The 16,008-nt window shown below is 29.0% G+C and carries 13 protein-coding genes; 3 read left to right on the top strand and 10 right to left on the bottom strand.

Going from position 1 to position 16,008, the window contains the following annotated elements:
• Positions 1 to 88: 88 nt before the first annotated feature.
• Together SSABA_RS02445 and SSABA_RS02440 are read left to right on the top strand one after the other, a co-directional pair.
• Entirely contained in the window at positions 89 to 2,332 is a 2,244-nt protein-coding gene (locus SSABA_RS02445) for an MOLPALP family lipoprotein (RefSeq protein WP_025251017.1), read from the top strand.
• A 64-nt stretch (positions 2,333 to 2,396) separates the two neighbouring features.
• On the top strand, positions 2,397 to 4,694 hold the full coding sequence (locus SSABA_RS02440) for an MOLPALP family lipoprotein (RefSeq protein ID WP_025251016.1): 2,298 nt from the start codon (positions 2,397 to 2,399) through the stop codon (positions 4,692 to 4,694).
• Between the two features lie 28 nt (positions 4,695 to 4,722).
• Here the strand turns inward: SSABA_RS02440 and SSABA_RS02435 are convergent, their stop codons facing one another.
• The 6 genes from SSABA_RS02435 to SSABA_RS02410 form a co-directional block, all read right to left on the bottom strand.
• A complete protein-coding gene (locus SSABA_RS02435; RefSeq protein WP_025251015.1) occupies positions 4,723 to 4,965 on the bottom strand; it encodes a hypothetical protein in 243 nt (80 codons plus the stop codon).
• Positions 4,966 to 4,986: 21 nt separating this feature from the next.
• Positions 4,987 to 5,526, bottom strand: a complete 540-nt coding sequence (locus tag SSABA_RS02430) for a hypothetical protein (protein WP_025251014.1) — start codon at positions 5,524 to 5,526, stop codon at positions 4,987 to 4,989.
• A gap of 16 nt (positions 5,527 to 5,542) precedes the next feature.
• A complete protein-coding gene (locus SSABA_RS02425; RefSeq protein WP_025251013.1) occupies positions 5,543 to 6,142 on the bottom strand; it encodes a hypothetical protein in 600 nt (199 codons plus the stop codon).
• Between the two features lie 12 nt (positions 6,143 to 6,154).
• A complete protein-coding gene (locus tag SSABA_RS02420) occupies positions 6,155 to 7,483 on the bottom strand; it encodes a hypothetical protein (protein ID WP_025251012.1) in 1,329 nt (442 codons plus the stop codon).
• A 60-nt stretch (positions 7,484 to 7,543) separates the two neighbouring features.
• On the bottom strand, positions 7,544 to 8,851 hold the full coding sequence (locus SSABA_RS02415; RefSeq protein WP_025251011.1) for a hypothetical protein: 1,308 nt from the start codon (positions 8,849 to 8,851) through the stop codon (positions 7,544 to 7,546).
• A gap of 180 nt (positions 8,852 to 9,031) precedes the next feature.
• Positions 9,032 to 9,886 carry a hypothetical protein gene (locus SSABA_RS02410; RefSeq protein ID WP_025251010.1) on the bottom strand — a complete coding sequence of 285 codons (855 nt, stop codon included), beginning with the start codon at positions 9,884 to 9,886 and terminating at the stop codon, positions 9,032 to 9,034.
• Between the two features lie 221 nt (positions 9,887 to 10,107).
• On the opposite strand from SSABA_RS02410, the gene SSABA_RS02405 reads away from it, so the two are divergent.
• Positions 10,108 to 10,791 (top strand): lipoprotein, encoded by a 684-nt coding sequence (locus SSABA_RS02405; protein ID WP_025251009.1) that lies wholly within the window; start codon positions 10,108 to 10,110, stop codon positions 10,789 to 10,791.
• A gap of 152 nt (positions 10,792 to 10,943) precedes the next feature.
• Here SSABA_RS02405 and SSABA_RS02400 read toward each other — a convergent pair whose 3' ends face one another.
• From SSABA_RS02400 to SSABA_RS02385, 4 genes are all read right to left on the bottom strand, one after another.
• Positions 10,944 to 12,728, bottom strand: a complete 1,785-nt coding sequence (locus SSABA_RS02400) for a PTS transporter subunit EIIC (RefSeq protein ID WP_025251008.1) — start codon at positions 12,726 to 12,728, stop codon at positions 10,944 to 10,946.
• 139 nt (positions 12,729 to 12,867) lie between these two features.
• Positions 12,868 to 13,857 carry a lipoprotein gene (locus tag SSABA_RS02395; RefSeq protein WP_025251007.1) on the bottom strand — a complete coding sequence of 330 codons (990 nt, stop codon included), beginning with the start codon at positions 13,855 to 13,857 and terminating at the stop codon, positions 12,868 to 12,870.
• A gap of 131 nt (positions 13,858 to 13,988) precedes the next feature.
• On the bottom strand, positions 13,989 to 15,029 hold the full coding sequence (locus SSABA_RS02390; protein ID WP_025251006.1) for a lipoprotein: 1,041 nt from the start codon (positions 15,027 to 15,029) through the stop codon (positions 13,989 to 13,991).
• Between the two features lie 21 nt (positions 15,030 to 15,050).
• Positions 15,051 to 16,007, bottom strand: a complete 957-nt coding sequence (locus SSABA_RS02385; RefSeq protein WP_025251005.1) for a lipoprotein — start codon at positions 16,005 to 16,007, stop codon at positions 15,051 to 15,053.
• Position 16,008: the final 1 nt, after the last annotated feature.

Below are 16,008 nucleotides of genomic sequence, written 5' to 3'. Positions count from 1 at the left end.
TTAATTACAAAAACTATTTTAATATAATAATTCAGAAATTACAACTATTTAGTGTAATATAAAAGTAAACTAATAAGTGGAGGTATTTATGAAAAAATTATTAGCGGCTTTGGGGGTAACCTCAATTAGTTTGAGTTCGGTTAGCGTTGTTGCTTGTACTGGTGTTATTAATAATTTTACCAATGATAAGTCTTTAAACAAATTTTTAGACCTTTCAAAATTTGTATCACAGTCATTTATTCTAAGCGATGCTGAAAACATTAGCATTGATGATAGTTTAAAATACTATGGGGATCAAACAATAAATACAGCTTGGCCAGATTCGGGAATTAATAACAACAATTCAAAAATTAACTCACTATTTGCTTCCAGCTTTGGTGAAAAAGTTCCCAATTCTGGTATATTTAAAAATTTAGACAGCAGTCTTGTTAATTTGAATGGTAACCGTTCATGAGTTGATGATAGTTTTAGTCAAATTAGTTCCCTAATTAGTACACTAGTTTTAGCTGTTAAAAATGGCTTTGATGTTAAAGAAGCAACTTTGATAGAAGCTGTTTTACAAAGTGAAGTAATTAAAGGGGCATTAAGTCCTGAATTATTGGAGACAATTAGTGATGTTTTATCAGAGGATAATATTACAAAATTAGGATCAATTTTTGATTTCTCGGACCTAGAAAGTTCCACCAACCAAGAAGCCCTAAATTACGCAATGAATTCATTAATTTTGGGTTTAGCTGATTTAACCGGGGATGACAAAAGTATTAGCTCTAAAAACGATGATAAATTAACCTTATTTACAGAATTTCCAGACATGAATTTTAGATCTGAGGGTGATGGTAGTCATGTACTATCTCGAATTATTGAAAAATTACTGGCTGGGGAAGCTAGCATCAATACTGATATAGACAGTATTTTAAATGCTATTTCTCAAATTGGTAAGGCGCTAATGATTATTGTTAAATACGTATCGGATTTTTCAAACTATGACAAAAACACCGATAAACCTATTACTTCAAAAAATAATTTATTTGATAACCAATTATCAGATCTTGAAGTAATTCAAAAAGTTCGTCAAGACAAATTTAATGCTAAAGGTTCGTTAAACATTACTTACTTATTGAAAATTTTTGACCAAGCTTTGAACGACCAAAGTTCAGATTTAAACGGGTTTGGACTTCAAAAAATATTGGCAATATTTTTTAAAGTTGACAATCGAGAACGCTTTGAATTTGTTTTGCTAGCCCCAAAAGAATCTTTAAATCACGGATTACTGCAATTGCTTGGGGGAATTGGTTTTGGTTTAGGTAAAATGGAAGGTTTCCCTGCCATTTTAGGAACTGTTTTGCCAGGGCTTTTAGCAATGATAGTTTTAGCAACTACAAATAGTGGTGAATTTGGCTTTAACAGCGGAACTTTAAATCAAATTAAATTATTTGCCCCTGATATTTATAATGTGATAACTGAACCAGAAATTATTAATAAAATGAATAATATTTTTCCTGAAATTTTTAAAGGGTCAATCATAAAAGACTTGATTACTATGATAGTTCCAGACCTAGACCCAACCTTAATTGAAGGACTTGCTAATTTAAGAAAAATCTTCAAAACTCCAATCGGTGATTTTTTAAAGCTTTTAAATATTAACTTACCCCAGATTTTAGATTCATTGGTAAATGTTTCGTTAGGAGATGCAATTAAAGCTTTTAAAGATAATTACAGCAATGACACTGATTTACTATTTAAATTTGATAACATATTAGATATTTTTAAAAAACTTGGTGAAAAATATCAAGTATTTAATTCAATTGGAGAACCACAATTTGATGGTGCCCCCCAAACCGCAATTAATATCATTCTTCATTTAATCGTTAATAAAGGATGATACGCTGAAAAAAATGGTAATAGACTTGATTTGACAGGAATTTTGGGACTAAATAGTGATAAAACTCAGATTTTACCAAATACTCTATTTGAAAGTTTGAAGAACTTGTTCTCTTATGATGACAATTCAGAAGATAATTCTGGCTTGTTCATTAGAAAAACCTTTATTGGGATTGGCTCGTTAATGGGATACATGAAAAAGCAAATGACCAATAAATATCACTCAGAGTTTGTCCCCTACTTAAATTCAAAAAACTTTAAAACTGAAAATATTAAAACCGAAATGATAGATAATAATGAATTCATTAGTTACACAATGATTTATCGATCACATTTAACCAATCAATTAATTCATTATAATTTTGAATATAAAATATTTACTAAAATAAGTGATGAAAACACGGAAACTAGATATTGAGAAATGACTAAAATGACTTCAAAAAAACACTAAATGTGTTTTTTTTAATGCCTTTTTTAATAGAAGGTGTATAATAACAACAAAGTGAGGTCGAGTTATGAAAAAAATTCTAGCAATTTTTGGAAGTATGGCTTTAGTTGTAAGTTCGTCAACTTCTGTTATAGCGTGTAACACTCTAGATAATGGTTTAAAGAAAGCAAGAGCAGCCACCAAAAGCTTAACTGAAATATTTAGTTATTACGGTCGTGCTGTTGTTTTAAATGATCAAGAAGGAATTGATTTTGATTATACGTTGAATCGATACAAAACCAGCAAGGCAGCTGATCTTTTAACCAATTATAAAGGCCAAAAAAGTGCAAGCTTTAATTCAATTTTGGATGCAACCTTTGGTAAAAATAAAAACTATAAAGGTTTTTTATCTGAACCTCAAGTTGAAACCAATTTGACAATGAAAAATGGTTTTGACCCTTCAGAACCAAAAATTAGAAATATCTCAGCAATGGCTGGGGCCGCCCTTTTAATTTTTGGAAATGGTTTTAACACTAGAACTTCTGGAACACTAACTTCAATTCTCACAAGTGATATTATGAAAAATATCGTTGATGATTCAGGTTATTCTAAAATGAAAGCGATACTTTCTAACCAAAACCTACTAGCAATTAGTAATATTTTTGATTTTTCTGATATGACATTTGTTAAAACTCAACAAGATGCAATCCACTATAGTTTAAATCAACTAATCTTGGGAATTGCAGAAATTACCAATCAAAGTATTTCAATTCCTGGAAAAGGCGACTTAACTACAAGTACTAAGTTTGATAATGATAGAAAAGGAAACGATGGCACAGTTGTATTAACTAGAGTCTTCGATGCAATTATTCAAAAAAATCTTAAAATAACAGAAGATACTACCACTTTGGTATCGGGAATTTCAAAAATTGTAAAATCAATTATGGTTATTTTAAAACATTTAGAAGCATTTTCAGATATAATAAGTCTTCCCCCATCACAAATCACTGATTCAGATCACCTGTTTTCAAAAACCCAAAATAACATTGAAGTATTAAAAAATGTAAGAAAAAGTAATTTTGATATAAATAGTAGCCTAAATATTCAAAAAATTGTTAAAGTATTCCAAGGGATTTTTCAAAATCCCGAAAGCGATTCAAACGGTTACAATTTTGAAAAATTTTTGGCAATTTTGTTCCAAGTTGAAAAAAAAGCAAACTATTCGGTTACTCTTACTGACGCTGGGCCAATCGCTACTGTTTCAAAAAGAGAAACTGCTGGATTTTTTCCAATAATTAATGCAATTGCTAACGCAGCCGCAAATGCAACAAAACATTTAAATGAATATGCTGAAACAGGAATAAAAAACGTTTTGCCAAAGATTGCGAAATCAATAGTTGTCCAATCAAAGTTTGAAATAACAGGACTTGTGAAAATTATTTTGGATGTAATTAAGAAAGGTATTTCAGATGAAATTAACAAAATTTTTGATAATGCTTATTTGAAATTGTGGTCAGGAGATATTTTATCATCAGTTTGAGGATTAGTTGGATTGGATTTTGACGATAAAAGTAAGCAAAATTTCAAAAATTTTCAATCAATTTTTTCAACACCATTAACAGATATTTTAAGTAGCTTTAATATAAACTCAAAAATTATTGACAATACTTTTGAGAAGAAATCATTTTCAAGACTTATTGATACTGCCGCAAGTTTTCTAGAAGTTAAAAAAGATAATAGTTTAAATAATAAGTATTTATTCAATTTAAAAAAAGTTTATGAATTGTGTGTAAGTTTAAGTGCAGAATATACTCTATTTAACTCATTAGATAATTCAGTTAATGATGAAACTAAAATTGAAAGTTTGAATCCTGAACCCGTTACATTAATACCAGCATTTTTAAAATTAAACAGCAATAAAGGGTGACATGCAAAAAATTCTAATAATGGTACAAAAAAATTGCAAGCAACCGATCTTTTAGGAGCACCAATTGGAGCTGAAAATGAATTTCAAAGTGGATCATTTTATGAGAAACTTGAAAAACTATTTCAAAATGATTTAGCAAATAATGATACAACAGGCGATTTTTTAAAAAAAATAGTTTTAGGAATAAAGATTCAAAGTAATAAGCTAAAAGATAAATCTATAATGGAAGAAAAAAACAAATATGAACCTATTGTTTTTTCAAAGAATTTTAAAATTACAAATATTAGTGATGAAGCGATCACCGATAATAATTCATCAAAAGTTTCATTCACCTTAAAATACATAAAAGGAAAAGTTATAACAGATTATGAATTTATTTTTCAAAACGATTCAATTACAAGCTCATTAAATAACGGTACTTACTGATATTTAAAAGGAGCACAAAAAATTTCAAAATAAAAAGTTCTAGATATTAGAACTTTTTATTTTATTCATTACTGATAAATTTTATAAAATCTTCTTTTAATCTAGCAACTTCCTCTTCTTTTTTTAAAACAGCTTCAGAAATAAAAGTATTATTCTCATCTTTTTTTAAAGCTGCCTTCAAAGAGTCTAAAATATTTACTTGAATATCTAAGAAATGTGATAAACTTTCTTTTTTAATCCTTTTGACATTTTTTGAATCAATTATTTTTCACTCTTTTTTCGATAAATATGTATCTTTTTTCATATAATTCCCCCAAAGTTTAAGTTAACTCTTCAAATCCGCTTTTAAAAATTCACGAATCTTCCGATTGTATTTTATGCGAACTACCCTATCTATTGAAGTGTTCTCCCCTATTTCGATAAAAATAAACTTATGTTTATAATCATAATTAATTTTCTTTATTAATGCAAGTTCAATCATATCATTTATTAATATTAACCATTTTTGAGTAATAATTATTTGCAAGGCGTTGCCTTTTTTACTTATCAATAATATTTCAAATAAAATAAACAAAGTTCCTAACATAAAAAATACTTGAAAGAATATATTTCAAGAGTTAAGATTTGTCACAAAAAAAAGTGAAAATCCGGAAATCGTTAAAATAAATAAGATCACTATTGTGATGGGGTTTACTCAAATTAGAATTATCCATAATTTTTTGTTAAAAAATTTTCTTTCAAAGTCATCAACTTTGTTTCCTTGATGAAATCTCAAAAGCAAATCAATTAAAAAATAAAGGAAGACCCCAATTGTTAGAACATAAATTAATAACCCACTAATATTAATTAGTTGCTGCTGATTCATAATTATTTCACCTACTTTAATTTAATAATTTATTTATGTAAAAACCTATTTCAGTAGAATCTGTTACAACTCTATAGTAGTTAGTTGCTGTTTTTATTATAACTCCAGGTTTATAAAAACCATTAATGTTTAAAACAGTTATAATGCAACCGTTAATTTGGGATAAAGGTAACTGAAAAAAACCTTCGCTATTTTGAAATAAAATTCTTAAATTAGTGAGATATAATTTTCCAAAAAAATCTGGAACTTTAAATTTATTATTCTTTAAAGTATAATTTTCTTTTAAATAAGTAACTTTGAATTCCGATTCATTTTCATCAGTAAAAATTTCTTTTTTGGATTTAGGAACTGTAGTTTTATAACAACTAAAATTATTAATTTCTAAATATAATCCTTCGTTTTTAGGTAAATCGTAATTACTTTTTATAAAATTATTTTCTTGAAAATTTTCTTCAAAAGATTTTTTGAATTGTAAAATATTATTTTCCAATTCATGAGAAATTTTTTTAAAAGTTTTATGCTTTGCTTGATAGCGAAGAGCTAAAATTCCCGAAATTAATAAGGCTGCAAAATATAAAATTGAGATAACCAATAAGGAGATTCACTTAATATCCATTTTAAACACTCCTTAAAAAAAGTTATTACCTTTATTAAAGCCTGCAAAAAACTTCATTTTTAAATATTCTTGGCCTGGCTGAGGATTTTCAAATCTAAATTTATTTAACGCACTAAAAAGTACTTTTTCTTCGGTATTGAAATCATTTCATTTTTTGAAATTCAGTAAAATTCCATCAGTTAGTATCAAAGCATTATTGGAAATTCAAGTTTCTCAATCTACTTTTTTTTCTAAGTTTAATTCTTTTCATTCCTTAAAGTAATCATTAAGTTCTGTTGATGATTTTAAGTGCATGAAACTTACTACTGTTTTTTTATTAATTACTAAAACATTCATAAATGCTATTAAATCTTTTTTAAAAGGATTGTTGACAGAATTTATTACTGTAAAATTCTTTGGAGTAATTGCAAATTGCACTATATCTCTTACGACGAAATTATTTTGGTTTTTCATATCAAAGTCGGTAAACTCAAAACTACTACAGTCTTGCTTCTGAAGTGCTTTTTGAATTTCAAAAAAATTAATTTTTATTTCTTTTAGGTTATTTATTACTTTTCTTAATCGAAATACCATCATTGCTTTGTGACCAATTTTTTCAATACTTAAATAATTATTAATATACTCATCATACATTACCTGATATGTGTTCTTAGCAAAATAGTATTTAAAAGCAATAATTGCAAAGTTAAGAGTAAGAATTTTTTCATGATCATTTGAACTTGAAATTTTCAAATGATTATTTGAAACAATTTGACTATGCTCTTTGCAAAAGCCATAGTAATCAAATATTTTTGGATCTACTTTATTAAAAAAAGTTGTTCCCATTGTGAATCTAGTATCAAAAACATTTTGTCTTAATGCAGAAAAAAATTCTTCATCAAAAAAATTTTTTTCATCCCATAGATTGCTTTTTACTAACTTTTCATGACAATCAAAAAAAGAACAGCTTCCTATTTTAATAAAATTTTCAATTTCCTTATCAAAACTGTGTTTCATTTTTTTGATATATTCATTATAACTATCGTTGCTCTCCAAGCTTTCAACCATTGATATGTAGTTTTCATTTCTTTTTGGTTGCAACTTTAACTGGCAACAATCTTTGTACTTTTTTGGTTCTAAGCAAATGCAATTTTCATTTTCTGAAAATTCCCAAATTTTAATCCCATTATCTTCTAAAAAATTAAAGTTATCATTATCTAAAAAATAATTATTCATTATGTTATCTAAGAAATTTTTTTTAGCTGATTCGCCCATTTGGTTATCTTGGATTTCACTAAACAATTTTTCGCGATCAATCTCACTTAACAAATCTTTTTCTAGTATATCTTTCTTATTACTCATCTTTTCTTTCTTTCTATTAAATAATTAATAAAGGCGATATCTATCGCCTTTAAATATATTTTAATCAAACATTTTGGTGTCAAATGAAAAATCACTTTCATTTTCTATAATCGGTTTGCTTTTTTTAACTTGTGCTTTTTGTGGGAAAAGATAACTTGAACTATCTTCTTCTTTTATCATTTTCACCATTGCTGGAATATTTCTATCTGAAAAATATTCTTTATTAATATCTTGATGCGCTTTTGGACTTACTGGCTGCTTAGTTGAAATTCTTGGACTAAACTGAATTTGTTTTGAAATCAGGTTTTCTTGGCGATCAGCTAAAATTTTAAAGTTAGCTAATAGTTCGATTGACTTTTTATCAAAAAGAACATTTTTTTGATTGTAATTTAATAGTTCTTTATTGTATTTCATTCGACGCTCTTCGCGTTCTTTTTGAGAAATGGCACCAGTAAAGATTTTTTGGTACTTACTAAAGTCAATTGCTGTTGTAGCCTCATTTTCAAAAAGTAATTTTTGAATTTCATAACCGCTATTAATTGTTCTTGTTGAATAAAGCCATTGTAAATCACATAAAAAATATTCATAAATTAGCTCAAAGAAACTCATTTTAAATTCTGGAAAATCTACAAAAAGCTGAAATGAGTTCAATCAATTTTTAATATTTTTATTATTAAAGAAGAACTCTGGATTATCTCCATAATTTAAAATATCTCCATCATCAATATTGTAAACTAATCTTGCAAGCTTACCAATAAATTTATTATCATGAGTGAATGTAGCTCTGATTAAACTTATGTATTGTAAATGCTGTTCTTTGTATTTGTTTGAAACTTTTTGAGCTTTTAATTTGAAATATTTTTTTCTAAATTGGGCAACAGCATTAATTCCTGCTCCTGCCAAAATCTCTTTTTTAGTTAAATTTGGTTTAATAAATTTTGCATAATGATTTCCTAAAATCAGAGTTTGTTCTTTTGGAAATGTTAGAGGTACTAATCTTACAACAGGAAATAAATATGGTCAATAAACTTTAATTTGGAATAGAAATTCTGATGATTTAATTGGTCTAATAAAACCATCTGCGCGCAAATTCTTATTTAGTTCTTTTAGTTCTAAATCATCTAATGATACTAGAGCGTCAATTTCCAAATCCATATCATTATTTTGTAACGCAAATTTGGGATAAAATTTCTCAAACGAAATAGTATAGCTATATCAGCCACCATTTACAATATCTAAAAGTTGATTAATTTCATGGTTTTTATCTTTAGCAATTGAAGCATTTTGCAATTCTCCATTTGGAATAAAATTCACAGTCTTAATTCCAGGTTTTATAAAATTCTTTGCAATAATTTTATTCAGTAACATAATCTACCTCATATATCTTAAATAATTATAACAAAAAAATCTTAAAATTCCAAACCTTATATGGGTCATAGCTAAAAACATTCTTGAAAATAGTAGCACAAAATTTAATTTATATTTGCTAAATTTATTAATTTTATTTATTTTAAAATCGCTCAATAAGTGTCTAAAATTATTTAACAATTACCACTCTAAAAAATTTATAAATATTTTATCAAATTCTCTTTCAAGAGAATACGCACTACGTGACTTTATATTTTGATTTTTGGTTAGCATTAAGAAATCGTAGTATTTAGCTCAAATTTTACAATAAATCTCAATAATTTCATGATTAAAATCATTAATTTTTTTATTTTTTTTAGTGCTATCAATAATGAATATTCCCCTTTTACTTTGTAGTGTTAGATCACTAAAATAAACGAATTCAAAGTTTTCTCCTGGTTTGCAAGATTTGAATAAATCCTTAAAACTAACAAATTGTTGTTTTAATAAATTGGTATAGTTATTAACTACTGGTTTCTTAACTTCAGTTATTTTGTTTAAAATTGCTGAAAATGAAGGAATTAGCAAGACACTAGCCATAGTTGAAATACACGCAGAAATAACTGGTTGATTCTCAAAAACGGTGTCAGCTTGAAAATTTATGATAATTGTTGAAATAATGTTAATAGTGATTAATATCACCAAAAATCAGAATGGTACAAAATCAATTTTTTCATTTTTTTCAATTTCAATGCTATCAATTTCAATTGATTTCTTATAAATATTAAGTTTCAAAAAATAAATATTGCTATAAAAAAAATTGGTAACTGTAAATTTGATTAGAATATAAAACGAAAGTCCTAAAACAATGTAAGAAACGATTTTTTCTTCTTTTTGTGATAATTCATTAAGACAAATTGTAGTTAAAAACCCTGCAAAAACCAAAATAAAAATTATTAAATCAAAAATGAAAAAAAATAAATTAAATCAGTTAATTTTCCGATACTGAGATAAAAAATTTTTATATTCTTTCAAAGACTTTTTGGTTTTGCTCATATTTTAAATAACTCTTTTCTTATAATTAATTTTATTACAAATAAAGAAAAATAATAGTTTTTTTTGATTTTTTTAGAGATTTAATTTAATAATTATTTTTACAAATATAATTATTCCTTTTTAAAAAAATCGTGTTAATATATTTTTGTTAACAAAAGTTAACCAGTTCATACAAGAAGATAGACCGTTGATGCTGTAGTAATACACAGAAGGAGGCTATTTTGAAAAAAATCTTGAGTGTTCTTGGTTCATTCTCATTACTTGTAACCCCAATTACGGTAGTGACAGCCTGTACCACAACAAAAGTGGCTAGACCCAAGACAAAACTAAGTGATGTAATAAAAAATTTGGATTTAGGAGATATTCAAGTTAAGTACACTACCGCTCCCCCGGAATTGTATTCGATTTTTATCGCATTAAAGGAAAAAAACGCTGACCTAGATCCCGAACAAGAAAGTTATGTGAAAAGATACCTTTCTTTGCAAGATCTTATGTTTAAGCCTGGTATTGATAGTACCACTACAACGGCAACCATAATGGCAAATACTAAAGCCCATTCATTTGAGGGAGAAATAAAAGTTACTTACAACCTAATTCCCTATAAGGATAAACCCCTAAATGTAGAAGACTTAATAATTAATACTGAGCTAGGCCGTTTTGGAGCCGGATTTGATAAAGCCCCAAGAATTCACGAACTATGAGAAAAAATTCGTGAAAAAAATCCCGACACTATAAAAAATTTAGGATTTGAAAAATTCTTTGTTAAATATGGTGACGGGGTAATTAACAATAATCACCAGTCAACAATTTTTGGCTTAGACGCTAATTTAGTAGTTGGTGAAGTTACTGTCACTTATGAAACATACCACACCCACAATAGTTATGGTGATTACGCCCACCATTAATAAATTCGTCAATTTTAAGTTATAAATAACCTTCATTTTAAAAATTTTACACCACCTTTGTGGTGTTTTTTCTTAAAAAAAGCAAACCTGTTTTAAGCAGGTTTGCTTTTTTATATTTAAATAAATCATTATTTTAAAAACAAAATTAATAATTATTGTTTTCCAAGTAATTCTTTCATTTTTGATGATACTTGTTGAACATCAGGTCCCAAAACAATTTGCATTGATTTGTCACCAAGTCTTTTAATACCAAAAGCTCCTGCAGCTTTAATTGCTGCATCATTGATGTTTCCATCATTTGCATCTTTTAGAGTTAGACGTAATCTTGTTGTACAGTTATCAACAATTTCAATATTGTCAGCTCCTAGAGCATCAATAATTGCTTGTGCTTTAGCAGTAAAATCCTTTTTCCCTTTAGTTTTTTCGGTTTTCACTATTGCCACTGGTGCAGCACCATCAACTTCAATTTCACGACCTGGTGTTTGAATGTTCATTTTAACAATCACACCGTAGAAAATGAAGTAGTAAGCAGCTCCTGCTCCCACTGTTAAGACTAGAGTCATTAATGGGTTTGCCAATACTTTAAACGCTCCAGTGTTGTGCTGTGAGAACCCTCATGACTGAGCAAACGAAACAACATAATCAATTAATCCAGCACTAAATCCAAATCCTAATTGAATACGCATTGCAGTTGAAACCGCAAAGAAGACCGCACTAAGTCCAACATGAATTCCAAATAATACTGGGGCAATAAATACAAATGAGAATTCGATTGGTTCTGTAATACCACTAATAAATGATACTGCAGCAACTCCTCCTAAGAATCCAGCCACTTGTTGGCGTTTAGCTTTTGGGGCTGCCATAATCATCGCAACAGCCGCCATTGGCATTCCTCCCATCATAATTGGGAATCATCCTCCTTGGAAAAGCCCTGAACCTTCAATTCCTTGAGCAAAGGCATTAATATCCCCGCTTACTCATTTTTCAACAGTTCCAGCATTACCTGTAATTGGATCAATTACAAATCCGTTAATTGGTAATTGGAATCAAAAGAAGGTATTTAAAATTTGGTGAAGACCAAATGGCAGTAAGAAACGGTTCAAAGCTGCAAATACAGCTGTTCCCGGAACGGCTACGGCTGGATTTTCTGGATTGGCCACCAAATTTCCAAATTTCATTAAGACAAATTGAATTCATGGTCACACAACTGCAAATCCAAATGCTACTCCCATGGCAACAACCATGGCAACCATTGGGACAAAACGTCGCCCAGAAAAGAATGATAGTGCTTGAGGTAACTGAATCTCTTTTAAGCGATTATAAAGGTACGCTGAGAAACATCCTGAGACAATTCCTCCCAATACCCCAACACTTAAAACATAAGCTCCTCCAACAATAACGCCCTCTTCGTAAACTGGTACGTAGAATAAGCTTGAGAATAGTTCTTTCCCATCAGCAGTTTTAAATGGTAACAATGTTCCATAAATTGCTTCTGGCAAACTGCCCTCTTTACCTGTTAAAGCGACAATAATTAGGTAGAATACCGTACTAATTAATGCCACCTCACCACGGTGATCTTTGGCTAATCCAAATGCTACCCCAATTGCAAAAAGCAATGGCAGGTTATCAAAGACAACCCCCCCCGGGGCTTGAAAGAAGAATGAAATTCAATAACCAGCTTGGTTAGTAATTTCACCCGCCGCATCGGTTGTAAACTGAATTCCTAAGGCTCCAAAACGATTTAAAATCGCCGCAAAAGGTAAAACCGCAATTGGAAATTGCAATGATTTACCAAGCTCTTGAAGCATACTCAAAAATTTATTTCAACCAGATTGGCTTGAATTAGTTTTAGATAATTTTTTCGATATTTTTTTGCTTGAAACCTTGGCTTCGTCAGCAATTAAAGTATCGCTTTTAATAATATCTGTTTTTGACATAATAATTTTTTCCTTTCTATTTAATTTTATACAAAAAATATTTTTTTACAATAAATTTTATTTAAATAGAAAAAATACCAAAAAAAAGAAATCTAGTAAACAATGAAAAAACCACTTTTAAAAAGTGGTTTTGAAAATTTTAAACAGCAAATTGAACTTCTACTTGAATATCTTCTAGTTCCATTCCCAACAATGCTAAAGCAGTGGCATCATGGCCTTTAAAAAGAGCTGTTCCTGCAACAAATTCAATTGTTGCGGTTCCAGGTTTTTCAGCATCTTTATTTAAAATTGCATTTTCAATAAATACTGATTCACTAATGTTTGGCATGTTTTCTTTATTTAAAGCATAAACTTTTTTTAGTATAGTATCCTTTTCATTATTTGAAATTTGACCTAAATCAGTAGTTTTAATGGCTTCTTTGATAGTTAATCGAGTATCATCATTGTATTTAAAATTAATTGTGACTTTACTTGTTAAGAAGACTCCTTCATCAACTACTGAAAAATCCAACGTTATTGTATCTTGACTAATTATAATTGGGTTTTTGCCACTAAATATTGCAATAGTCAATTTAAAGATTTGATCTGCTAACTGTTCTAGAACTGGGTTTTTTGTTCCGATAAATTCCATCAGCATAGTTGCATTAACGATTAGTTGGCCAACATCCTCTGGGTTTCAAACTTTTTTATCAATATAAACATTACCAATATTTGTAACTTTAATAATATCATCAATATTGACATCTTTATTTAACTGTACATCAACTGTTCCTGTAAATTTTGACCCCTCAACTGCTGTAACAGTTGCCAAGATTTTATCTGAATTTAAAAAGGTAATTTCAACATCGCTTAGAGCAATTGCTGTATTATTTGATAAATTAAGACCATCAACAACCGCTTGTTCAGTAACTTTCTTATTGTCATGAACAAGATCTTGATTCATTAGTTCTTCTTTTGAAAAACCACGATCAACAACAATATTTGTTACACTTACTACTTTAGGGTCTGATAAATCCCCTGAAGTAATTTTATCATCTTCTTTTTCTTTTTTATTTTCGCAAGCAACAACTGCCCCCACTGATGAAGTACTAATTCCAAGTACTCCCAAAATTGCTAGTAATTTTTTCATTTTTTTGTCTCCTTGAATAATCTAATTATAAACTAACTTTTAAGTGTAGTTCATAATTTTAAAAAAACTATTAATTATTTAATTAATAGATTTTATTTGTTATTTTGTTACTTTGTTACTTTGCTATTTTGTTACTTTTTAACTGTATAAGTGATATCCAATTGGTAATCTTCTCTTTTGAATTTTTCCCCTTCTTCTAGGGCTCCGTTAATAACACTAAATGATGCTGGGTCATGACCTAAAAACTTGTTGTTTCCAGCTTTAAATTCAATAAAAGATTTCTTTGCTTCAATTGTAACATTAATTGCGTCTAAGATTTCTTCTTCTTTATAAGATTTTAGAGTTGTTTTATTCTTAGCATAAACTGCTTTAATGATTGTTTCTGAATCATCATTTGCCAATTCCCCTAAATCTGTTACTTTTACCAATTCTTTGATTCCTGGACGGTTATCAGTTTTAGTCTTATAACTAAATTCAACACCACCTGTAATAATTTGGTTTTTTGGCAAAGTAACCACAGCTCTAGTTTCTTCAATTACTTGTTTTGTATTACCAATTGTTTCTTTAAAGCTTAAAAGCGAAATTGCATCAGTGATATATTCTAATTCACGATTACGATCTCCAATAAATTCCATTAAAATTGTTAGTTGGGGAACTAATTTTTTAACAACTCCGCTTGAGTTTGGTTCTGGGGGGAAAGGCATTGATTCTGGAATAAAAATAGTTCCTAAATCCTTGTTTTTAATTAAGTCTTCAAATTTCGCATCTTTATTAACTTGAAAATTGGCCTCTCCTGTAAATTTTGACCCCTCATTTGCGGTAACTGTTGCTAATTTTTTATCTTTGTCCTTAAATTCAATTGTAACATCAGATTCTTTAATTGCTGTCCCATTCATTTGGTTAATTCCAGCAATTACATCCAACTCTGTAACGTTTTCGTTTCCCAATAGTTTTGGGTTTGGTTTCAAGCCTGCAGCAACCCCAGCACTGACTTGCTCAGAGGTTGAATAGTGGCGGTTTGCGATAATGTTTGTAATTTTACAGACATCATCCAAAGCCCCTTCTTTAATTCGATCGTCTTTATCATCGACTGTTGTTTCACATGCCACAGCACTTATTCCTGAAGTGGCTATAATTGAAGCCGATCCTAAAATAGCTAATAATTTTTTCATAATTTTGTTTCTCCTTTATTGTTAACTGGGTTGATAAACTTGGAATACCACATCCACACTGCCACTAAAATACTGCGATTCAGGAATCGCCTTAATAGTAGCTGAAGTTTCTGTGATGTTGATGACATCCAAGTCATTGATTAATTCGCTTAGTTTTTCCAAGTAAGCAGCGAAATTAACTGTTATAAAGAACATCATGATCGTATATTTACGATTATCATTGATAGTTCCAATACTACTTGACTTAACCAAAGATGCGATATCTTCGGGTTCATCAGGGGCAACTTTGGAAACAACTTTAAATGTTACCTCAGTTGAACCTGTAAAAGTTCTTTGATTTAATTTAGAAGTTTCTTCACTCCCAATTACTGCCCCAATTGCGTTATTATCTTCGTCATATTTAAGAACAATTTTATCAACAGCCCCTTCTTCGACATATTGATCGGCAATTTCATTAATATAAGGAATTAAATTCATGTTTTGGAAAATTAAGGCAATTAAAATTGTCTTATCACGACTATCATCAATTGTTCCTAAATCAGTTGTTCTTAAGTGGTCGGCAATATGCATTGAATTTGACACTGTATATGAGAAAATTGCTTCTCCGGGAAATTCTTTCAAATTCGATTTGATAATTACTTGATAATCTGCATTGCGAGTCCAATCAAAATTTTCTAGCGCTGTTTCTTCAAGAGTGACATTATTTTTTTTGTAACTTCAAGAAACCGCTTCTGGTGCATCTCAATGAGAACCTTTTAGAGCTTCATTAATATCATTTTGTAATTTTTCAAAATTCTGATTTTCCTCAACAACAATTTTATTAAGGGAAGTCCCTTCAAAACCACTAACTCAAACAGGAAATTTTGGTGGGGGAACTTGGATTTCTGTTCAGTCCCCTCAATTAGAACAGGCCACAACCGAAGTGGCCGCTGTTGTTGTTAATGATATAGTAGCTATCATTGCTAGTAATCTTTTCATT

Origin of the sequence: Spiroplasma sabaudiense Ar-1343 (assembly GCF_000565215.1) — a bacterium.
Classification (GTDB): Bacteria; Bacillota_I; Bacilli_A; order Mycoplasmatales; family Mycoplasmataceae; genus Spiroplasma_B; species Spiroplasma_B sabaudiense.
The sequence above is the reverse complement of the archived record's forward strand: the minus strand, read 5'-3'. Positions and strand labels throughout refer to the sequence as shown.